The sequence below is a fragment of the Acidovorax sp. 1608163 genome, assembly GCF_003669015.1.
In the GTDB taxonomy this organism is placed as follows: Bacteria; Pseudomonadota; Gammaproteobacteria; order Burkholderiales; family Burkholderiaceae_C; genus Acidovorax.
In genome coordinates this window covers 4678855-4698295 of sequence record NZ_CP033069.1, presented here as the reverse complement: position 1 = coordinate 4698295, position 19441 = coordinate 4678855, and the positions used below count along the sequence as shown (strand labels likewise).

Here is a 19441-nt window from a genome sequence, read left to right as displayed (position 1 = left end):
CACCATGGTAGGTCGCATCGTCGAAATCGCAGACGATAGGAGGCACCTGTTTGTGCACCGCGGCTTCATGGTGGTGAAAGACACCGAAGGCGAGCGCAAAGAACTGGGACAGGTGCCGCTGGATGACATTGCTGCCGTCATTGCCAACGCCCACGGCCTCACCTACACCAACAACCTGCTGGTCGCACTGGCAGAGCGGGGTGCGCCCTTTGTGCTGTGCGGTGCCAACCACAACGCCATCGGCATGCTGCTGACGCTGGATGGCCACCATGTGCAGGCCAAGCGCATCGAGGCCCAGTGGGCGGCTGCGCTGCCATTACACAAGCGCCTGTGGGCTGCAGTTGTCAAATGCAAGCTGGAGCAGCAGGCCGCAGCGCTGGAGGCTGCAGGCGCACCCACGGCACCTTTGCAGGCGCTGGTGGGCAAAGTCAAAAGCGGCGACCCCGAGAACATCGAAGGCCAAGGTGCCCGCCGCTACTGGGGCTTGCTGTTTGGCCCAGAGTTTCGACGCGATCAGGATGGCGATGGCGTCAACGCACTGCTCAACTACGGCTACACCATCCTGCGCTCTGCTACAGCACGTGCCGTGGTGGCTGCGGGCTTGCATCCCAGCATCGGCCTGCACCACAGCAACGACGCCAACGCCATGCGCCTGGTGGATGACCTGATGGAGCCGTTTCGCCCGATGGTGGACTTGAAGGTATGGCAGCTGCATCAGGCTGCCGAGTCGCATGTCACCCCGGACACCAAGCGCGCTTTGGTGCGCGTGCTGTACGACGACATGCCCACGGCTGTAGGTGTCACGCCCGTGATGGTGTGCATGCAGCGCCTTGCCACTTCACTGGCGCAGGTGTACCTGGGTGAACGCACCAGACTGGATTTGCCTTTGCCTGGCTTGCCCTTGTCGCTGGCTGGCAGTTTTGAGGCGGACTGAACCCCGTCAACGCCAGCCCCTTGCTACACCATGTTGTCTGGATACCGACTTATGTGGATGGTGGTCATGTTCGATTTGCCTGTGATTGAGAAAGCCGAACGCAAGGCCGCCACGCAGTTTCGCAATGGCCTCTTGGACTTGGGCTTTGAAATGAGCCAGTTCAGCGTGTACATGCGCTTTTGCACCAGCCAGGCGCAGGTAGACACTTTGTGCAGAGCCGTTGAGCGCGCCTTGCCACAGGGCGGCAAAGTGAATATCTTCCAATTCACCGACAAGCAGTACGAACGCGCCATCACTTACCACGGACGCAGCAAACAACCGGCGCAAAAAGCACCGGACCAATTCGACCTCTTCTAGCAAATGGCGCTGTTTTCTAGTTCTCTGAAAGCGAAAACTTCTTTTGTTATCAAGAGGTTATCGCGATCAGAGTCTAGATCACTGGGATATGCGCACTGGCCGGAACTTCACCCCGTAGCTGCGGCGCTTGCTGTCGAGTCTAGATCACTGGGATATGCGCACTGGCCGGAACCTGCGAGGAACTGGCAAGCCTCCCGAGTGGAGTCTAGATCACTGGGATATGCGCACTGGCCGGAACATAAGGCGTGATCCTATCGCCAGCCTGGACAGTCTAGATCACTGGGATATGCGCACTGGCCGGAACACGCCCGTCTTTGTGCCAGTGAGGCCCAAAAGTCTAGATCACTGGGATATGCGCACTGGCCGGAACCCGATAATAACACCGGGGGCCTCCGTGGGGAGTCTAGATCACTGGGATATGCGCACTGGCCGGAACCAAAACTTGGGGAACCCGTAGCCCGGTTGCAGTCTAGATCACTGGGATATGCGCACTGGCCGGAACTGACTTACCTCTTGGCAGGCATCGCCACCAAGTCTAGATCACTGGGATATGCGCACTGGCCGGAACTGGAGCGAGATGTAATCAGCGCTGGTCAAAAGTCTAGATCACTGGGATATGCGCACTGGCCGGAACCGGATTGCATCTCAAGCGATGGCCGCCGGTAGTCTAGATCACTGGGATATGCGCACTGGCCGGAACCACTGCTCTTGCCGCTGGCGTTCTTCCTCCAGTCTAGATCACTGGGATATGCGCACTGGCCGGAACCGCATCGCCGGACACCCGCGCATCGCCGTAAGTCTAGATCACTGGGATATGCGCACTGGCCGGAACTTCAACGACAGGTTCACGCGCTTGGTGCGAAGTCTAGATCACTGGGATATGCGCACTGGCCGGAACAGACCCAGCGGCACACCGAACGCGGTAAGCAGTCTAGATCACTGGGATATGCGCACTGGCCGGAACGCTCCTTGCGGGCTTTTTTACGCCCGCTCTAGTCTAGATCACTGGGATATGCGCACTGGCCGGAACCCTGCACCCATATCAGGTGTACGACATTCGAGTCTAGATCACTGGGATATGCGCACTGGCCGGAACCTACGTGGAACTGGCAAGCCTCCCGAGTGGAGTCTAGATCACTGGGATATGCGCACTGGCCGGAACTGATGCGGCGCACACTGTTCCGCACCATCGAGTCTAGATCACTGGGATATGCGCACTGGCCGGAACTGGCCGCAGTTGCTCTGTACCTGCGCCACGAGTCTAGATCACTGGGATATGCGCACTGGCCGGAACTCTTGCACTCGGGTCAAGGTGCCAAGTCGAAGTCTAGATCACTGGGATATGCGCACTGGCCGGAACAACGCCCATGCTTGAGAGCATGCCCACCACAGTCTAGATCACTGGGATATGCGCACTGGCCGGAACGCAGGGCGGTGTTTGCTGTGGCAGACGGCAGTCTAGATCACTGGGATATGCGCACTGGCCGGAACTGGTCGATTCCTTCCACGGGGCGCGTTTTGAGTCTAGATCACTGGGATATGCGCACTGGCCGGAACCGGGAGCTTGTTAAGCTCACTTTGCATAACAGTCTAGATCACTGGGATATGCGCACTGGCCGGAACTTGGCATCGCCACTTAAGCCCCTACCTAGGAGTCTAGATCACTGGGATATGCGCACTGGCCGGAACTCAGGAGTTAACGCACTCTTCACTTGCGTCAGTCTAGATCACTGGGATATGCGCACTGGCCGGAACGCAAACGTCCAGCTGGGTTGTCGTATTTCAAGTCTAGATCACTGGGATATGCGCACTGGCCGGAACCCAATCCACTTTGCGTGCGACTCGACGGAGAGTCTAGATCACTGGGATATGCGCACTGGCCGGAACCAACCGCTTGTTTTATTGCTGGGTGAAAACAGTCTAGATCACTGGGATATGCGCACTGGCCGGAACCAAGGCCGATGTCTGCGGCATCGAATGCACAGTCTAGATCACTGGGATATGCGCACTGGCCGGAACGCGTGTACGCCAACAGCACCGAGCAGGACTAGTCTAGATCACTGGGATATGCGCACTGGCCGGAACTGTACGACCGAGAGGCGCTGACGAAAAAAGAGTCTAGATCACTGGGATATGCGCACTGGCCGGAACCAAGAGCATGGCGAAGTGGTCACCCCGAGAGTCTAGATCACTGGGATATGCGCACTGGCCGGAACAAGACCTCAGGACTTAGCGCTGACCCCATCAGTCTAGATCACTGGGATATGCGCACTGGCCGGAACCAGAGCAGGCGGGCATCATTGACTGCACCCAGTCTAGATCACTGGGATATGCGCACTGGCCGGAACGAGGAACTGGGCTCATTCAAGCCGGGCCGTAGTCTAGATTACTGGGATATGCGTACTGGCTTGGCAGGAGCGCGACGTGCTCTTCGGCCTCACGGCAGCTTCGCCACCACCTTGATCTCAAACTGAAACCCATACAGCCACGTCACCCCGATGCCGGTGAGTGTGGGGTAGGGCGCCTCGCCCCAGAACTCGGGCACGATGCCCCAGACGGTGTCGAAGTTCGCCTCGGGGTTCACCACGAACATCGTCACGTCCACCACGTCGTCAAACGTGCAGCCTGCCGCTTGCAGCACGGCGTTGAGGTTGGTGAATGCCAGGCGCACCTGGGCGGCCACATCGGGTTCGGGCGAGCCGTCTTCGCGGCTGCCGACCTGGCCAGAGACAAACAGAAAGCCATTGGCGCGCACGGCGGGCGAATAGCGGTTGCGCTCGTACAGCGCCTGGCGGCCTGCGGGAAACACGACGTCACGGGTGGGCATGGAGAGTCCTTTCATTCATGCGGGGAGGGGTGGTGATGCAGGCACTGTAGAAGCGAGCACTGTTCTTCATCGCCAAACAATCAACAATGGGAGGCGCCGTGTGCGCCTTGCCCCCGCCGCCATGGACCGTTTTGACGCTCTGCAGGCCTTTGCCCGCGTTGTGGAATCGGGCAGCTTCACCAAAGCCGCCCACACCTTGGGCATGGGCCGCACCACCGTGACCCAGCTGGTGCAGCAACTCGAAGCCCGCCTGCGTGTGAAGCTGCTGCACCGCACCACGCGCAGCGTGCAGCTCACCGCCGATGGCGCCGCTTACTACCAGCGGGTGGTGCGCCTGCTGGCGGATCTGGAGGAGGCGGACGCCAGCCTCTCCAGCGCCGTGGCCGCGCCCCGGGGGCGGTTGCGGGTGGATGTGCCCAGCCCGCTGGCCAGCCTCGTTCTCATCCCCGCACTGCCCGCCTTCCATGCCCAATACCCTGATATCCAGCTGCACCTGGGCGTCAGCGACCGGGTGGTGGACATGGTGAGTGACAAGGTCGATTGCGTGGTGCGTGGCGGCACCCTCACCAACCCCTCGCTCATCGCGCGCCATGTGGGCGATCTGGTCTTGCGCGTCTATGCCGCCCCCAGCTACCTGCAGCGCTGCGGTGCGCCACAGCACCCTACGGAGCTGGAGGGGCCGCACCACCACACGGTGGGCTTTGTGTGGGCCCGCACCGGCAAACCCCTGCCGTTTGCCATGCGCCGGGGCCACGAGCAAGTGCAGGCCCAGGGGCGCTATGTGTGTGCGGTGGATGACGGCAATGCCTACCTGGCTGCAGGCCTGGCGGGCCTGGGGGTGCTGTGGCTGCCCGACTACATGGCACGGGCGCATGTGGAGGCTGGCGCCTTGAAGCCCTTGTTTGCCGATTGGCAAATGGAGGCGATGCCGATGTCCGTGGCCTATCCGCCGCACCGCCACGTCAGCGCCAAGCTGCGCGTCTTCATTGACTGGATCGTTGGGCTGATGGCGCAGCATGCGCCGATGCAGCGGGCGGTGGATGCGGCACCGGCCGTTTACAAACCCAAACAACCGTAACCGTTAGAACCCCGATTCTGTTGGTCCTCCGTGGTCCACTACGCCCGGCCCAAACACGGCGACTGCAGAGGCGGTCGCCGTGAATGCCCGTCAGAGGCGACAGTGGGCCATCAATCCACACGGAGGGAACTATTGTGTTCAAGCGAAAAGCCAGGCCACTGGCTGGGACGGCTGCGGCTGCAGTGGCTGTAGCGCTGCTGGCTGGTTGCGCCACGGGTTACCAGGCTTCGTCCAATGGGTTAATAGGGCCGAGCATCTTTGGCTACCGCGAGGCCAAAGGGCCCGGAGAGCTCATCAAGGTCAGTTTCCATGCCAATGCCATGACCGAGCGCCAGGCGGTGGGGCGGTACCTCATGTACCGGTGCGCCGAGATCGCCCAGCGCGAAAACAAGGCTTATTTCGCCTTGTACCCCACGCTGCTGGCGGCAGCGTTGGACAAGCGTAGCGACGGCAATCCGGTGGGGTCCTTCCCTGAGCCGCAGCGGGGCTTTACCTACATCCTGCTTTTTAACGCCCCCTCACAAGGTTTGATGAATACCAAAGAGGTGTTGGCCCGACTGGGGCCTGAAGTCAAGAAAGGGGTGTCCCCATGAAGCGCGGTTGGCACATTGCGATGGTGGTGGCAATGGTGTGGCTGACGGGCTGCGCTTCGCTGCCGCCCGAGTACCGGCCCGTACCCGGCGCGCCCACTGCCCGCCTGAACATGCAGGGCGCGGGGGACAAGAGTTTCTGCGTGGATGGCGCGTGGTACAAGCCGGCGGGCGATGGCGATGGGTATGCCCCCCTGCCGGCAGGGCGTCGGGTCCACATCAACGTGTATTACAGCGTGCAGCGCCCCAACGCCTTGTACCGCTGCGAGTCACGCGTCAGCCTCGTGCCTGCGGCGGGCCAGAAGTACCTGGTGGACTTTGAACCCCACACCGAGCGTTGCTACCTCACGGTCTTCAAGGAAGACACGTCCAAACGCGCAGGGGTGTCGATGGAGCCCACGTTGGCCGCCGCCTCGGCCTGCAAGGCGCCCTGAGAAGATGTGCTGCCATTGGTGATTGCTATAAAAATAGTAGCTTTTAGCGCTTGATGAACAAGCGCTGTAGGCCACTTTTACTGCAATTTCCAGTCTGCGCTGGGCATCCCTGGCGAGTGGCCTTCAAGCCGCCACCCACACCTTGCGCACCGTCTCCAGCGTGCGCCAGGTGCCCAGGTAGCCGGGCTTCATGATGAAGCAGTCGCCCGCGCGGTAGGTGATAGGGGCGTGGCCGTCTTCGGTGATCTCGGCCACGCCGCTGAGGATGTAGCAAAACTCCCAGGTCTCCCCTTTGATGGAGCGGTTGGTGCCGGGCGTGGATTCAAAAACACCCGCGCGCACCTTGCCGTCCTTGGCGCTGTCGATGTCCCAGTTGCGGCAGACGATGTCGCCCTCAATGACGCGATCGGCAGGCGGGCGGGATTCGCGGGGCTCGCCCAGTTGGTCGAAGTGGAAGGTGACGAGTTTGCGGGTCATGGCAGGCCTTGCAGGGTGCGCAGTGTGGTGTGGGTTGACACCCCTGCACCCCGGGCCTGCGTGTGGCAACCCCCTGGGTGCGCAGGGGCACCGGATGGGATGAATGCTAGGCCCGACCGCCCTGGGGCGGGTGCCAAAGTGGTGGCCCGCCGTGGTGGCAAATGTGCGATGCAGGGGCCCTGGCAGCGCAAAGTGCTGCGGGGGCTGGCCGTGCCTTGCGGGCTACAGCGCGGCGTACACCAGCGTGGGAAACAGCTCGCACAGGTACTGCAGTTGCCCCGGTGCCTGCGTGAGCAGGATGGCGAACAGGTCCTCGGCCGGGTCCACAAAGAAGAAGGTGCCGCCCATGCCGCTCCAGCTGTAGTGCCCGGCGCTGCCGGGACGGGTGGCGTTGCCGGTGGCGGTGCGCACCGCCACGCCCAGGCCAAAGCCGTAGCCCTCGGGCAGGATGCCGCCTGCGCGGGGCAAGGCACCGATATGGTCGGCAGCCATGAAGTCCACCGTGGCGCGGCTGGCCAGGCGCACGGGGCCTGCGCTGGTGTGCAGCGTGCCCCGCCCCAGCATCAACTGCAAGAAGCGGGCGTAGTCGCCAGCGGTGGAGACCAGGCCGCCCCCGGCCGATTCAAAACGGGGTGGCGCGTCCACATCGATGAGCGTCACGCCTGCGCCCGTCTGCGGGTCGTGGGCAAAGGGCTCGGCCAGGCGATGGCGGCTGGCGGCGGGTACCGAAAAGCCGGTGTCGTGCATGCCCAGGGGCTCCAGAATGCGCCGCTGCAGCACCTGGCCCAGCGGGGCGCCTTCGATCTGCTCGATCACCGCGCCCAGCACATCGGTGGCGCGGCTGTATTCCCAGCAGCTGCCGGGTGGGTGCAGCAGCGGCAGCGGGCCCAGAGCCGTTGCCAATTCTTGGTTGCTGTGCCTGCGCGAGCCCACGCGGGCGCTGCGGTACTGCTCGGCAATGGGGCCGGTGTCCCATGCGTAGCCCAGGCCTGCGGTATGGCGCAGCAGGTCGTGCACCGTGGCCTCGCGCTCGGCAGGGGCCCGGGCGCCGGTGGCGGGCTGGTACACCTGCTGCCCCTTGAAGGCGGGCAGGTAGTGCGACACCGGGTGCGCCAGCAGCAAGCGACCTTCCTCCATCAGCATCAGCGCTGCCAGCGAGGCGATGGGTTTGGTCATCGAGTAAATGCGGAACACGGTGTCCAGCGCCATGGCGGGGCTGTCGGCGCCAGGGCGCTGCCGCCCTACGGCTTCGTGCAACACGGTGTGGCCCCGGTGCTGCACCAGCGCCACCGCACCGGGCAGCAGGCCTTGGGCGACATCGCGTTCCAGAACGGCGCGCAGGCGCGCCAGTGCGGTGGGGTTCATGGGGCTCCCTGGGGTGGTGTGTGGGGTGGGTGTGGCGGTGATTTTGCCTGGGGGTCTGGACAACCGCGGAACGGTTCGGCATAGGTGTTCTTCCCAGCTAGGGCGATTCCTAGCTGGGAATCGCCTGTATAGCTTTGGTGGGGCAAAGCCGATTCAATCACGTCCATTGCACAGGGTCGCCGCGAGCAGCAGCCGCCCCGCGCAATGGCCCCAGGCCCCAGTGCAACAACGGGTCCTGCGGGTCCAGGGAAGGACAGACAGCTAAATCGGCCACAGAGCCAAACCAATTGAAGGAGTTGAACATGGGTGCAGCAGTAGGCGTAGTGGGTTCCGCATTGATGGGTGGTGGCGGCATGGGCGGCTTGCTCGGCGGAATCGGCTCCCAGTTCCTGGGCGGCATGGTCAGCGGGCTGCTGGGCGGCTCGGACATGGGCAAGACACTGGAAGGCTTCTCGCCCGTGAACATCCTCAACGCCACCACCAACTTGGTCAGCACCATCATGGGCGGCGGCGCCCAGCAGGCCACGCAAACCCTGCAGCGCGAAGACGGCATGCCCAAATTCCTGCAGGACGCCATCAGCCAGGCCATCGAGAAAGTACTGCAAGACTGCCACAAGCCCAGCGAAGGCGCAGACGAAGCGATCTCGGACGCCGCAGGTGGGGGCATCCAAAGCGCAGTGGACGACATTGCCAAGCAAATCGTGGACAGCGTGCGCCGCCAGATGACGGAAGGCACCTCGGACATGGGCAAGGAATGCGGCGGCGGTGGCAAGACAGGTGCCAAGAGCTGGCTGCAGGCGATTGCACAGGCCATGGGAGAGGCCATGGGCAACAAGGCCTCCAAGATGGTGGAGCTGTCCAACAAGCTCAAGGAGAACTCGGGCGGCAGCGAACAAGACCAGGCCAAGGAGATGCAGGCGACGAATGCGGAGTTCCAGGCGGTGAGCCAGGAGTTCAAGCTGCTCACGGATGCGTTCAACACGGCGCTGAAGTCGCTGGGCGAAGGCATGAGCAGCATGGCGCGCAAGCAGTAAGGGGCGGTAAAGGGCAGCAGGGGGCTGGGGCGGGGCAGGCCATGCAGCCCGCTCCGGCCCCAGCCCCAGCCACTTCCCGGCAATCATCGCCAGTTGCAACAATGGAAACGGGCCGTTCTGCGGCCCGTCGCGCTTCACTATGCAAATCAATACCAACACCAGTACTTGGGCGTTTCCTGGCGGTGGCACGGCTGCAGCTGCGGCAGACTCCAGCGTGTCTTGGGGTGACACCCTTGTCGGCGGCAACACCTCGACGGCTGCACAGCCCGGTGTCCTGCTGGCGCAGGCCGATACCCACAACCCCAGCGCCAGCCGCCAGAACGGCAACAACGGCACCCCTGCGCAAAGTGCCAACACCACGCCGTTTTGGGGGGCTGGCACCGTGCCTGCCCCCAATGCTTTGACGGCGTTGCGGCAGGCCGAGCGCGACCGGACGGACCCGCTGCGCCTGGGGGTGAACGAGGTCTACCGCGACGCCATCACCTTGGCATCTGACCGCACGGGCTACCCGCGCGCCACGATTGCGGCGGTGATATCGGCCGAAGCCGGCCCGCTGCGCGGCAAGCGGCTGGACGAGGCCACCAACCAGCGCTTCTACGGCGAACTGCACTTGCAGCTCGACCCCAAAGCCAAGCTGGGCAAGGCCGATGCTGCCGAATGGAAGGCCGTGCGCCGTGAACTGTCTGCCACCTGGGACCCGCAGAGCTACAACACCACCAGCAAGGCTGGGGGGCTGACGCAGTTTCTGGAAAGCACCTGGATCGAATCGGCCACCAAGCCCGGCAGCTACGTCAATCAACAGGCCAAGTCCCTGGGGCTGGTGAACGACGCCAACCAGGTGGTGGACCGCGCTGGGCTGCTGGACCTGCGCTTTGACGCCACCACCTCCATCGTGGCTGCGGCTGAGCTGGACAAGGGCTACTTCACCCAGCTGAGCGCCCGCACCAAGGACGATGGCACCCCTCTGGTTCCTGCCGATCTGCCCGCAGATCAGAAGGCGCAGTACATCTACCTGGTGCACCACGAAGGGGCGGGCGGTGCGGCGCAAATCCTCAAAGGCACGCTGACCGATGCGCGTGCGGAAGGCTTGCTGCAAAACCATGTCGCCGATGCCGACAAGCGCCAATCGATGATCGACGCCCACGAAGGCAGTGCGGCCAAGGCCTATACCGCCTACCTGTGGCAGTACATTGAGCAGCGCATCGTGCCCGCCAACTTCCGCTGAAACTCTTGAACGCTGCCATGACCTCGCCCGCTCGCCTTCACCTCCATTCACGTTTTGTAGGGGCCGTGCGCAGCTTCGTGCGCGCTGGGGCTCGAAAGGCGGTGTTCGCCGCATTGGTGTCCGCCTTACCCGCCTGCTGGGCACAGGCACTGGCGCCTGCCCCGGCCGCCAGCACTGCCTTGCCAGCCAGCCGGCTGGCTGCACAGTGGGATGGCCCGGCCCTGGTGGGGCAACTGCGGTTGCGGCTCATCGTGCTGGATGCGGAGCGTGGCACCGTGGCTGCTGCGCTCACGGTGGGCTCACCGCAGTGCAGCGGCGGCCTGGACAGCCTGGGGCAGTGGCAGCAAGGCACCTTGGTGCTCAAGCCCTATCGGCCTGAACCCGACGCCGCCGCCTGCGAGGTGCGTGTGCGCGTGGATGCCAACGGGCGCCAGGCCTGGGTGTCAGAGACGGGTTGTGGCGCCTACCGGGGCGCGGCCTGTGTGTTTGAGGGGCAGTTGCAAGCGCGGTAGGGGCAGGCCATTTGCAGCGAATGCTCCATAAGAAAATAGCTGCTAGCGCTTACCAATAAAGCGCTAGCAGCTATTGTTTTTGTAGTGTCTGATTCAAGATCCGTCGGCGTGCGGCCTGCCTGGCGGGGTTGGGGCATCTGGCGTGCCATGCGGCACTTGTGGCTCCTGTGCCCCCTGGGCCATCTCCAGCTGCATCATGATCATGTTGACCAGGGTGTGCACGGTGGGTCGGCCAGTCTCGATGACGTAGGTGGCGGTGTCGCGGTACAGGGTGTCGCGCTGGGCGTACAGCTCGCGCAGGCGGTGCAGGGGGTTGCCCACCTGCAGCAGGGGGCGGGTGCGGTCGTGCTTGACGCGTTTGAAGATTTCTTCTGGCGAGGCGCGCAGGTACAGCACGTTGCCAAACTGGCGCAGCACCTCGCGGTTCTCGGGGCGCAGCACGGCGCCGCCGCCGGTAGACAGCACCATGCCGCCGGGCTGGGCTGTGGTGTCGGCCAGCACCTGGGCCTCCAGGTCCCGAAAGCGGTCCTCGCCCTCGGTCTCGAAAAAGTTGCGGATGCTGGTTTTAAGCACCAATTCGAGTTGGTGGTCCAGGTCAATGAAGGGAACACCGAGCCGCTGGGCGAGCTGCTTGCCTACGGTGGATTTGCCCGAGCCGGGCATGCCGACCAGTGCACAGCGAACTTGCATAAATCTCCTGTCTTCCCCCAACTGAACTGGGGGGTGAGTTTACGGCCCCGGCAAGGGTGGGGGGCGACGCTGCGACACGACGTGCTTGTCAGCTTTGGCTGACGCGTGGCCTCGCGTTGTGCTGATAGCTGCGCTGAGTGCGCTGGCATACCCTTGTCCGATGACTCCTCATGAGCCCGGTCAGGGTAGCCTCCACACCGCCGGGGCAATGTCTTCCATGCATCTCCGCTCTTGGCTGGGTTGGGCGCGCAGGGTGGTGGGATTGTGGTCTGGGGCCGACGGCGCACGCATGAGTGCGGCAATGTCGTTCTATGGCGTGCTGAGCCTGGCCCCTTTGCTGGTGTTTTTGGTGGCGCTGCTGGGCTGGTGGCTGGACCGCGACCAGCTGGAGCACAGCCTGGTCGAGCAAATCGGCACGGTGCTGGGCGCGCAGGGCGCGGCCGTGGTGCAGCAGGCGCTGGCCAGCGCGCAGCAGCCCGCGCAGGGCGTGATGGCGTCGCTGCTGGCCCTGGGGGTGCTGTTGTTTGGCGCCACCGGGGTGTTTGGCGAGCTGCAGGCGGCGCTGCACCGGCTGTGGGCTTTGGACCGGCCGGGGCCGGGCGCTGAGGCGCCCTGGTGGCAAGGGGTGTCGCTGCGCTTGCGTGGCGTGGCCTATGTGATGGCCTTTGGCTTCTTGCTGCTGGTGTCGCTGGCTGTGTCGGCGCTGCTCAATGTGCTGGCGGCTTGGGCGCAGACGTGGCGCTTGGTGGCGCCTGCCTTGCAGCTGCTCAATGAACTGGCAGGTTTTGCCATTTGCGCAGCCCTGTTTGCCGGGCTGCTGCGCATGAGCACGGGTCCCAAACCCCAGCTGCGCTACCTGGTGCGCGGCGCGCTGTGCGGGGCCGTGCTGTTCACGGTGGGGCGCCACGGGCTGGCGCTGTACCTGTCGCAGGCGGCCGTCGTGTCAGCCTACGGGGCCGCTGGTTCGTTGGTGGTGGTGTTGATGTGGATTTACTTCTCGTCCGCGGTGCTGCTGCTGTCTGCCGCTTGCGCCCGGGCCTGGCAGGAGCTGGAAGGCCGCGCGTCCCATCCACGTCCCTGAACAGCTTCTTACAACGCTTACCGGCCAGGGCCTGCATTCGGTTCCCAGGCTGTGTACCTTAGGCACATGCAAGTACGGCGGGGCACATCTGGCCCTGGCCAATGAAAGAAAAGGAAAAACGATGCACAAAGCAAACACACTCTCCGTGCAACCCGCTACCCCCATGGCGCTGCCCGGCGCGGCAGGCGCCAATGGGGCCCCCGGTGCCCTCAAGTGGATGTGGGTGGCCATTGGCGGCCTGGGCGCTTGCGTGGTGGCGCTGGCAACGGTGCTGGTGGTGCAGCACACCGGCACACCGGGGGCAGAGGCGACCGCTTCCGGCGCGCAGCCTGCCGCCTTGGCCGCAGCGCCCGGGGGGCTGACGGCGCCAGCGCTGGGCTCATCGCTGCAGCCACTGCCTGCCGGGCAGGGGGGGCCGGGCCTTCAGGCGGCCGGATTTGCCGCTCCCTCAGCAGCTCCCGCCGCTGCTGCACCGATGGGCGGCCAGCCGCGCCCGGTGGCACAGCAGGGTGGGTCGTGGCCAGAGCCTGCACCTAATGGCGCCATGGGTGCTCCAGGCGCTATGGGCAATGCGGGTAACGTGGGCACTCCTGTGGCCCAGCGCTCTGTCAGCATCTGCAAAGCCTGCGGTCAGGTCGAATCGGTACAGGCCATTGAACAGGCAGCGCCCGCCACGGGCGTAGGCGCTGTGGCCGGTGGTGTGTTGGGTGCGGTGGTGGGCAACCAGATCGGCAAGGGCAACGGCCGTACCGCTGCCACCGTGCTGGGGGCCGTGGGTGGCGGTTACGCAGGGCACCAGATTGAAAAGCGCACCCGCACCCAGACCACCTACCAAGTGCGCGTGCGCATGGAAGACGGCTCCAGCCGCGTTTTCACCCGTGCACAACCCCCTGCGGTAGGTACTCCCGTGGTGCTGCAGGGCAAGGGCTTCCGGGTGGCCGATGAGCGTGCCATGCCGCAAGCGCAGCAACCCCAGCCGCAATACCAGACGGTGTCGCAGCCCGGCTATGTGGCCATGCAGCAGTGAGCGGGGCGCCACCCGCGTGGGGCGGCATGAAAAAAGGGAGCCCTCGGGCTCCCTTTGTTTTGGCGGCAGCGCTTGGATTACTTCTCGACGAAGGCCCGTTCCACCACAAAGTCACCAGGGGTGCTGGTGTTGCCTTCTTCAAAGTCGCGCTTTTCCAGCATGGCCTTCAGGTCGTTCAGCATGGCGGGGCTGCCGCACAGCATCACGCGGTCGTTGATCGGGTCCAGCGGAGGCAGGCCGATGTTGGCGGGGAAGGTGCCGTTATCGATCAGGTCCGTGATCCGGCCCTGGTTGCGGAAGGGCTCGCGCGTCACGGTGGGGTAGTAGATCAGTTTGTCCCGCACGATGTCGCCCAGGAGTTCGTGGTTGGGCAACTCTTTTTCGAACAGGTCTTGGTAGGCCAGCTCGTTGACCTCACGCACGCCGTGCACCACGATCACTTTCTCAAAGCGTTCGTAGGTCTCGGGGTCGCGCACGATGGACAGCCAGGGGCCAGGCCGGTGCCGGTGCCGATCAGGTACAGGTTCTTGCCGGGCAGCAGGTAGTCGATCAGCAGCGTGCCGGTGGGCTTCTTGCCCACGATGATGGTGTCGCCCACCTGGATGTTTTGCAGCTTGGACGTTAGCGGGCCGTCTGGCACCTTGATCGACAGAAACTCCAGATGCTCTTCCCAGTTGGGGCTCGCAATAGAGTAGGCGCGCAGCAGGTTTTTACCGTCCACCTTCAGGCCAATCATGGTGAAATGGCCGTTAGAGAACCGCAAGGCGGGGTCGCGGGTGGTGGTGAAGCTGAACAGACGATCGGTCCAGTGGTGAACAGTCAGAACGCGTTCTTCGAGAAAAGCACTCATGGTTTCTTGCAGAGATGAGAATCAGGGAGCGGCCGCCAGACACCGAGCGTTGGCGGAACAACAGAGCTTGGCTGGCGCGTACACAACAAGAACAGGTTCTGAGGGCCGAAGCGCCTTTGGCTAGCAGGCAAACCCGCCTATTGTCAGGCAATTGGGCGCGCGGGTACATTGTCGGCCCTCAAGCCTTTGATTCAAACGAAAGAAAAGTCATGCCCTTATGCACCGCTTTGCTCCGAACCTGGGCACCCCTGGTCGGGTTGGGCCTGTTGGCAGGCTCTGCGCTGGCGCAGGGCACCCTCAAAATCGGTGAAATCAACAGCTACAAGGCCCAGCCCGCGTTTCTGGAGCCCTACAAAAAGGGCATGGAGCTGGCCGTGGAAGAGGTCAACGCAGCAGGCGGCATTGCTGGCCGCAAGATCGAGCTGATCGTGCGCGATGACAACGCCAACCCCGGCGACGCGGTGCGCGCTGCCGATGAGCTGCTCACCCGCGAGAAGGTGGATGTGCTCATGGGCAGCTTTCTGTCGCACATCGGCCTGGCGCTGACGGATTTTGCGCGGCAGAAAAAGGTGTTCTTCCTGGCCGCTGAGCCGCTCACCGACAAAATCGTGTGGGAAAACGGCAACCGCTACACCTACCGCCTGCGTGCCTCCACCTACATGCAGGTGGCCATGCTGGTGCCTGAAGCGGCTGCGCTCAAAAAGAAGCGCTGGGCCATCGTCTACCCCAATTACGAATACGGGCAGTCTGCCGCCGCCACCTTCAAAAAGCTGCTCAAGCAGGCCCAGCCCGACGTGGAGTTTGTGGCCGAACAGGCCCCCCCGCTGGGCAAGGTGGATGCGGGCAGCGTGGTGCAGGCCCTGGGCGATGCCAAGCCCGATGCCGTGTTCAACGTGCTCTTCGGTGCAGATTTGGCGCGCTTTGTGCGCGAGGGCAACACGCGCGGCCTGTTCCAGGGGCGCGAAGTGGTCAGCCTGCTCACGGGCGAGCCCGAGTACCTGGACCCGCTGAAGAACGAAGCCCCCAACGGCTGGACCGTGACCGGCTACCCCTGGTACGGCATCACCACGCCGGAGCACCAGGCCTTTTTGAAGGCCTACCAGGCCAAGTTCAAAGACCACCCCCGCCTGGGCTCGGTGGTGGGCTATTCGGCGGTGCAATCGCTGGCTGCAGGCATGCGCAAGGCTGGCGGTGCTGATACCGAAAAACTCATCGCGGCGTTCAAGGGGCTCGAAGTGACCTCGCCATTTGGCCGTATCCGTTACCGTCCAGAAGACAACCAGTCCACCATGGGCACGTTTGTGGGCAAGACCCGCAACGATGGCGGCAAGGGCGTGATGGTGGACTTTCGGTACGCCGACGGCGCACGCTTTCAGCCCAGTGCCGATGACATCAAGAAGCTGCGCCCGGCGGATTGAGGTCAACGAAAGCCGCCTGAGTGGCACTGCTCTGACCTGATCCACTCCCCTCGACTCGCCCTGCAACGGACCCCATCTTTGTGAGCTTCTCTGGTCTGGTCGTTCAACTGCTCAACGGGCTGGCCTCGGCCTCGTCGCTGTTTCTGGTGGCGGCGGGGCTGTCGCTCATCTTCGGGGTCATGCGCATCGTCAATTTTGCGCATGGTTCGTTCTTCATGCTCGGCATCTACCTGGCCTACACGCTGGTGGAGCGGCTCGCGCCTGCGCTGGGCTTTTGGCCCGCGCTGTTGCTGGCGCCTTTGGTCACGGGGTTGCTGGGGGCGGTGGTCGAGGTGGCGCTGCTGCGGCGCATTTACCGTGCGCCCGAGCTGTTTCAGCTGCTGGCCACGTTTGCGCTGGTGTTGGTCATCAAGGACGCCGTGCTGTGGGTCTGGGGGCCTGAGGAGCTGTTTGGCCCCCGCGCGCCAGGGCTGGAAGGTGCCGTCAGTATCTTGGGCCGCCAGTTCCCGGTGTACGACCTGTTCCTGATGGCCGTGGGCCCCGTGGTACTGGGCCTGCTGTGGCTGCTGCTGCACCGCACCCGCTGGGGCACGCTGGTGCGCGCCGCCACGCAAGACCGCGAGATGGTCAGCGCCCTGGGCGTCAACCAAGCCTGGCTGTTCACCTCGGTGTTTGCGCTGGGTGCCTTGCTGGCAGGGCTGGCCGGGGCGCTGCAGCTGCCGCGCGAGCCAGCCCATCTGGAGATGGATCTGCTCACCATCGGCGCGGCGTTTGTCGTGGTGGTGGTGGGCGGCATGGGCTCCATCACCGGCGCGCTGATGGCGGCGGTGGTCATTGCCGAACTCAAGGCGCTGTGCATCTGGATTGGGTTGGTGGAAGTGGCGGGCGTGAGCCTGTCGCTGTCCAAGATGACGCTGGTGGTCGAATTTGTGGTGATGGCCGTGGTGCTGGTGTGGCGCCCCTGGGGCCTGCTGGGCCGCCCGCAAGCCACGGTGCGCGCGCTGGCCCAGGCCGAGGCCCCACTGCGCCCGGCCAGCGTGGGCCTGCGCCGCCTGGTCTGGGCCGTGCTGGCGTTGCTGGCGCTGGTGCCCCTGGTTGCGGGTGTGTGGCCCTACCTGCCCGTGTTGCTGGTCGATGTGCTGGTGGCCGCTCTGTTTGCCAGCAGCCTGCACTTCATCATGGGCCCGGCGGGCCTGCATTCGTTTGGCCATGCGGCCTACTTTGGTCTGGGGGCCTACGCTGCGGCCCTGCTGGTGCGCAGCGCCGGTGTGCCTATGGAGCTGGTGCTGCTGCTGGCCCCGCTGGCCGCAGGCTTGGGTGCGCTGCTGTACGGCTGGCTGTGCGTGCGCCTGTCGGGCGTGTACCTCACCATGCTCACGCTGGCCTTTGCGCAGATCACCTGGGCGCTGTGCTACCAGTGGGATGCCGTCACCGGCGGCAGCAACGGCCTCACGGGCGTTTGGCCCGCTGCATGGTTGGCGCATCCACTGGCGTACTACGGCCTCACGCTTGCCGTGGTGGTGGCCGCCGTGCTGCTGCTGCGCCGCATGCTGCTGGCCCCCTTTGGCCTGGCGCTGCGCGCCGCGCGCGATTCGGCCTTGCGGGCCGATGCGCTGGGTGTGGATGTGCGCCGCCTGCAGTGGGCGGCCTTTGGGGTCGCCGGGGTGATGGCGGGGCTGGCAGGGGCGCTGTATGTGTTTTCCAAAGGCAGCATCTCGCCCGAGGGGCTGTCGGTGGGCAAATCGGTCGACGGGCTGGTGATGGTGCTGCTGGGAGGTGTGCAAACGCTGTCGGGCCCGTTGGTGGGTGCCGCCGTGTTCACCTGGCTGCACGACACGGTGGCCCGCAACACCGACTACTGGCGCGCCGTGCTGGGCGCCACCATGCTGGTGCTGGTGCTGCTGTTCCCGCAGGGGCTCGCAGGCTTTGGTCAGCAGCTGGCGCAGCGCTGGCAGGCCCGCAATGCAGGTTCTATAGATCAAAGGGGCTCGCGTGGATAAGACAGAGCCGCCCCTGCTGCAAGTCGCCGGTCTCAGCCGCGCCTTTGGCGGCGTGCAGGCGGTTGACCAGGTCGGCTTTGACCTGGCTGCGGGCGAGATGCTGGCCCTCATCGGCCCCAACGGCGCGGGCAAGTCCACCACCTTCAACATGGTGGGCGGCCAGTTGCGGCCCGATGCGGGGCAGGTCCTGCTGGGCGGGGTCAACACTACTGGCCTGCCGCCGCGCACCATCTGGCGCCACGGCGTGGGCCGCACCTTTCAGATCGCCGAGACCTTTGCCTCGCTGACCGTGCTGGAGAACGTGCAGATGGCCTTGCTGTCGGCCGACCGCCGCATTTACCGCTTCTGGCGCCCAGCGGGCCTGCACCGCCCTGCCGATGCCCTGGCCCTGCTGGCGCAAGTGGGTATGCAGGCCCAGGCCGACCGCCCCTGCAGCGCGCTGGCCTATGGTGATGTGAAGCGCGTAGAGCTGGCCATGGCACTGGCCCACAGCCCGCGCCTGTTGTTGATGGACGAGCCCACCGCTGGCATGGCCCCGGCCGAGCGACAGGCCCTGATGGCGCTGACCCGCCAAATCGCCCGCGAGCGCCGCATGGGCGTGCTGTTCACCGAGCACAGCATGGATGTGGTGTTTGGCCAGGCCGACCGCGTGCTGGTGCTGGTGCGTGGCCGCCTGCTGGCCGAGGGCACGCCCGAGCAGATCCAGGCCGATGCCCGCGTGCAGGAGGCCTACCTGGGCGCGGGCTTTGATGTGGGGGCGGCCGCATGACAGAAAACGCAACGGCGCCACTGCTGCAGGTGCAAGGCCTCAACGCCTGGTACGGCGCTGCGCAGATCCTGTTTGGCGTGTCACTGCAGGTGGGGCGCGGCGAGGTCGTCGCCCTCATGGGCCGCAACGGCGCTGGCAAGTCCACCACGCTCAAGGCCCTCATGGGCATGGTGGCGCGGCGCGGCGTCGTGCAGTTTTTGGGGCAAGACCTTGCGCGGCGCGAGCCGCACGACATTGCCCGCCTGGGCCTGGGCTATGTGCCCGAGGAACGACGCATCTTCACCGACCTGTCTGTGATGGACAACCTGGAAGTCGGCCGCCAGCCCCTGCGCTGCTGGCCGGATGGCACACCCGCCCCGGTGTGGACGCCCGAGAAACTGTTTGCACTCTTCCCCAACCTGGGCGAAATGCCCCAGCGGCTCGGTGGGCGCATGAGCGGGGGCGAGCAGCAAATGCTCACCGTGGCGCGCACCCTCATGGGCCAGCCGCTGCTGGTGCTGCTCGATGAACCGTCGGAAGGCGTGGCGCCCCTCATCGTGCAGCAGATGGCCCGCACCATCCGCGCGCTTAAGGCGCAGGGCGTGAGCGTACTGCTCAGCGAGCAGAACCTGCCTTTTGCCGAGGCCGTGGCCGACCGCGCCTACCTCATCGAGCAAGGCCAGATCGCTCATGAGGGCCGCATGGCCGAGCTGGTGGGCAACCCCGAGATTCGCAAAACCTACCTGGGTGTTTAGATGCAGGGCTATTGTGGAAGTCCTGCTTGAATGCGAAAT

At 64.5% G+C, this 19441-nt stretch carries 18 protein-coding genes, 1 pseudogene and 1 CRISPR repeat array; of the genes and pseudogenes, 14 read left to right on the top strand and 5 right to left on the bottom strand.

All coding sequences use genetic code 11. The annotated features are described in order from the left end of the window. Window positions 1-4: 4 nt before the first annotated feature. Window positions 5-934 carry a type II CRISPR-associated endonuclease Cas1 gene (gene cas1, locus EAG14_RS20965; protein ID WP_121730026.1) on the top strand — a complete coding sequence of 310 codons (930 nt, stop codon included), beginning with the start codon at window positions 5-7 and terminating at the stop codon, window positions 932-934. 30 nt (window positions 935-964) lie between these two features. Then, a complete protein-coding gene (cas2, locus tag EAG14_RS20960) occupies window positions 965-1291 on the top strand; it encodes a CRISPR-associated endonuclease Cas2 (protein ID WP_205603444.1) in 327 nt (108 codons plus the stop codon). Window positions 1292-1361: 70 nt separating this feature from the next. Continuing rightward, window positions 1362-3705: direct repeats of the CRISPR family, unit length 36 nt; unit sequence AGTCTAGATCACTGGGATATGCGCACTGGCCGGAAC. 23 nt (window positions 3706-3728) lie between these two features. Here the strand turns inward: cas2 and EAG14_RS20955 are convergent. After that, complete coding sequence (locus tag EAG14_RS20955; protein WP_121730585.1) at window positions 3729-4118, bottom strand: RidA family protein; 390 nt, start codon at window positions 4116-4118, stop codon at window positions 3729-3731. A 121-nt stretch (window positions 4119-4239) separates the two neighbouring features. Here EAG14_RS20955 and EAG14_RS20950 point away from each other — a divergent pair, with 121 nt between their 5' ends. The 3 genes from EAG14_RS20950 (at window position 4240) to EAG14_RS20940 (ending at window position 6220) form a co-directional block, all read left to right on the top strand. Beyond that, window positions 4240-5196, top strand: coding sequence for a LysR family transcriptional regulator (locus EAG14_RS20950; RefSeq protein WP_121730024.1), 957 nt, complete (start codon window positions 4240-4242; stop codon window positions 5194-5196). A 134-nt stretch (window positions 5197-5330) separates the two neighbouring features. Continuing rightward, window positions 5331-5789, top strand: a complete 459-nt coding sequence (locus EAG14_RS20945) for a hypothetical protein (RefSeq protein WP_121730023.1) — start codon at window positions 5331-5333, stop codon at window positions 5787-5789. Next, window positions 5786-6220 carry a hypothetical protein gene (locus EAG14_RS20940; RefSeq protein WP_121730022.1) on the top strand — a complete coding sequence of 145 codons (435 nt, stop codon included), beginning with the start codon at window positions 5786-5788 and terminating at the stop codon, window positions 6218-6220. The genes EAG14_RS20945 and EAG14_RS20940 overlap by 4 nt, the downstream gene beginning before the upstream one ends. A 123-nt stretch (window positions 6221-6343) precedes the next feature. On the opposite strand, the gene EAG14_RS20935 is transcribed toward EAG14_RS20940, so the two are convergent. Both EAG14_RS20935 and EAG14_RS20930 read right to left on the bottom strand, forming a co-directional pair. Then, window positions 6344-6697 carry a cupin domain-containing protein gene (locus EAG14_RS20935; protein ID WP_121730021.1) on the bottom strand — a complete coding sequence of 118 codons (354 nt, stop codon included), beginning with the start codon at window positions 6695-6697 and terminating at the stop codon, window positions 6344-6346. 222 nt (window positions 6698-6919) lie between these two features. After that, window positions 6920-8062, bottom strand: coding sequence for a serine hydrolase (locus tag EAG14_RS20930; RefSeq protein WP_121730020.1), 1143 nt, complete (start codon window positions 8060-8062; stop codon window positions 6920-6922). Between the two features lie 302 nt (window positions 8063-8364). Between EAG14_RS20930 and EAG14_RS20925 the strand changes: the two genes are divergently transcribed. The 3 genes from EAG14_RS20925 to EAG14_RS20915 all read left to right on the top strand — a co-directional run bounded on the left by EAG14_RS20925 (window position 8365) and on the right by EAG14_RS20915 (window position 10833). Then, window positions 8365-9096 carry a hypothetical protein gene (locus EAG14_RS20925; protein WP_143226017.1) on the top strand — a complete coding sequence of 244 codons (732 nt, stop codon included), beginning with the start codon at window positions 8365-8367 and terminating at the stop codon, window positions 9094-9096. Window positions 9097-9235: 139 nt separating this feature from the next. Then, a complete protein-coding gene (locus EAG14_RS20920; RefSeq protein WP_121730019.1) occupies window positions 9236-10321 on the top strand; it encodes a hypothetical protein in 1086 nt (361 codons plus the stop codon). 17 nt (window positions 10322-10338) lie between these two features. Then, complete coding sequence (locus tag EAG14_RS20915) at window positions 10339-10833, top strand: hypothetical protein (RefSeq protein WP_162996055.1); 495 nt, start codon at window positions 10339-10341, stop codon at window positions 10831-10833. Window positions 10834-10926: 93 nt separating this feature from the next. Here the strand turns inward: EAG14_RS20915 and EAG14_RS20910 are convergent, their stop codons facing one another. Then, complete coding sequence (locus EAG14_RS20910; RefSeq protein WP_121730017.1) at window positions 10927-11523, bottom strand: shikimate kinase; 597 nt, start codon at window positions 11521-11523, stop codon at window positions 10927-10929. 217 nt (window positions 11524-11740) lie between these two features. Here EAG14_RS20910 and EAG14_RS20905 point away from each other — a divergent pair, with 217 nt between their 5' ends. Continuing rightward, a complete protein-coding gene (locus EAG14_RS20905; RefSeq protein ID WP_240456863.1) occupies window positions 11741-12604 on the top strand; it encodes a YihY/virulence factor BrkB family protein in 864 nt (287 codons plus the stop codon). Between the two features lie 121 nt (window positions 12605-12725). Further along, window positions 12726-13631, top strand: coding sequence for a glycine zipper 2TM domain-containing protein (locus EAG14_RS20900; protein WP_240456862.1), 906 nt, complete (start codon window positions 12726-12728; stop codon window positions 13629-13631). A 77-nt stretch (window positions 13632-13708) separates the two neighbouring features. On the opposite strand, the pseudogene EAG14_RS20895 reads toward EAG14_RS20900, so the two are convergent. Continuing rightward, a pseudogene (locus EAG14_RS20895) lies at window positions 13709-14481 on the bottom strand (ferredoxin--NADP reductase). A 209-nt stretch (window positions 14482-14690) separates the two neighbouring features. Here EAG14_RS20895 and EAG14_RS20890 point away from each other — a divergent pair. The 4 genes from EAG14_RS20890 to EAG14_RS20875 all read left to right on the top strand — a co-directional run bounded on the left by EAG14_RS20890 (window position 14691) and on the right by EAG14_RS20875 (window position 19402). Then, on the top strand, window positions 14691-15899 hold the full coding sequence (locus tag EAG14_RS20890) for an ABC transporter substrate-binding protein (protein ID WP_121730015.1): 1209 nt from the start codon (window positions 14691-14693) through the stop codon (window positions 15897-15899). An 80-nt stretch (window positions 15900-15979) separates the two neighbouring features. Then, complete coding sequence (locus EAG14_RS20885) at window positions 15980-17899, top strand: ABC transporter permease (RefSeq protein WP_121730014.1); 1920 nt, start codon at window positions 15980-15982, stop codon at window positions 17897-17899. Then, window positions 17892-18668, top strand: a complete 777-nt coding sequence (locus tag EAG14_RS20880) for an ABC transporter ATP-binding protein (RefSeq protein WP_240456861.1) — start codon at window positions 17892-17894, stop codon at window positions 18666-18668. The genes EAG14_RS20885 and EAG14_RS20880 overlap by 8 nt, the downstream gene beginning before the upstream one ends. After that, the gene (locus EAG14_RS20875; RefSeq protein ID WP_121730013.1) at window positions 18665-19402 is read left to right on the top strand and encodes an ABC transporter ATP-binding protein; all 738 of its coding nucleotides are present in this window, start codon (window positions 18665-18667) and stop codon (window positions 19400-19402) included. The genes EAG14_RS20880 and EAG14_RS20875 overlap by 4 nt, the downstream gene beginning before the upstream one ends. The last annotated feature ends 39 nt before the right edge of the window (window positions 19403-19441 follow it).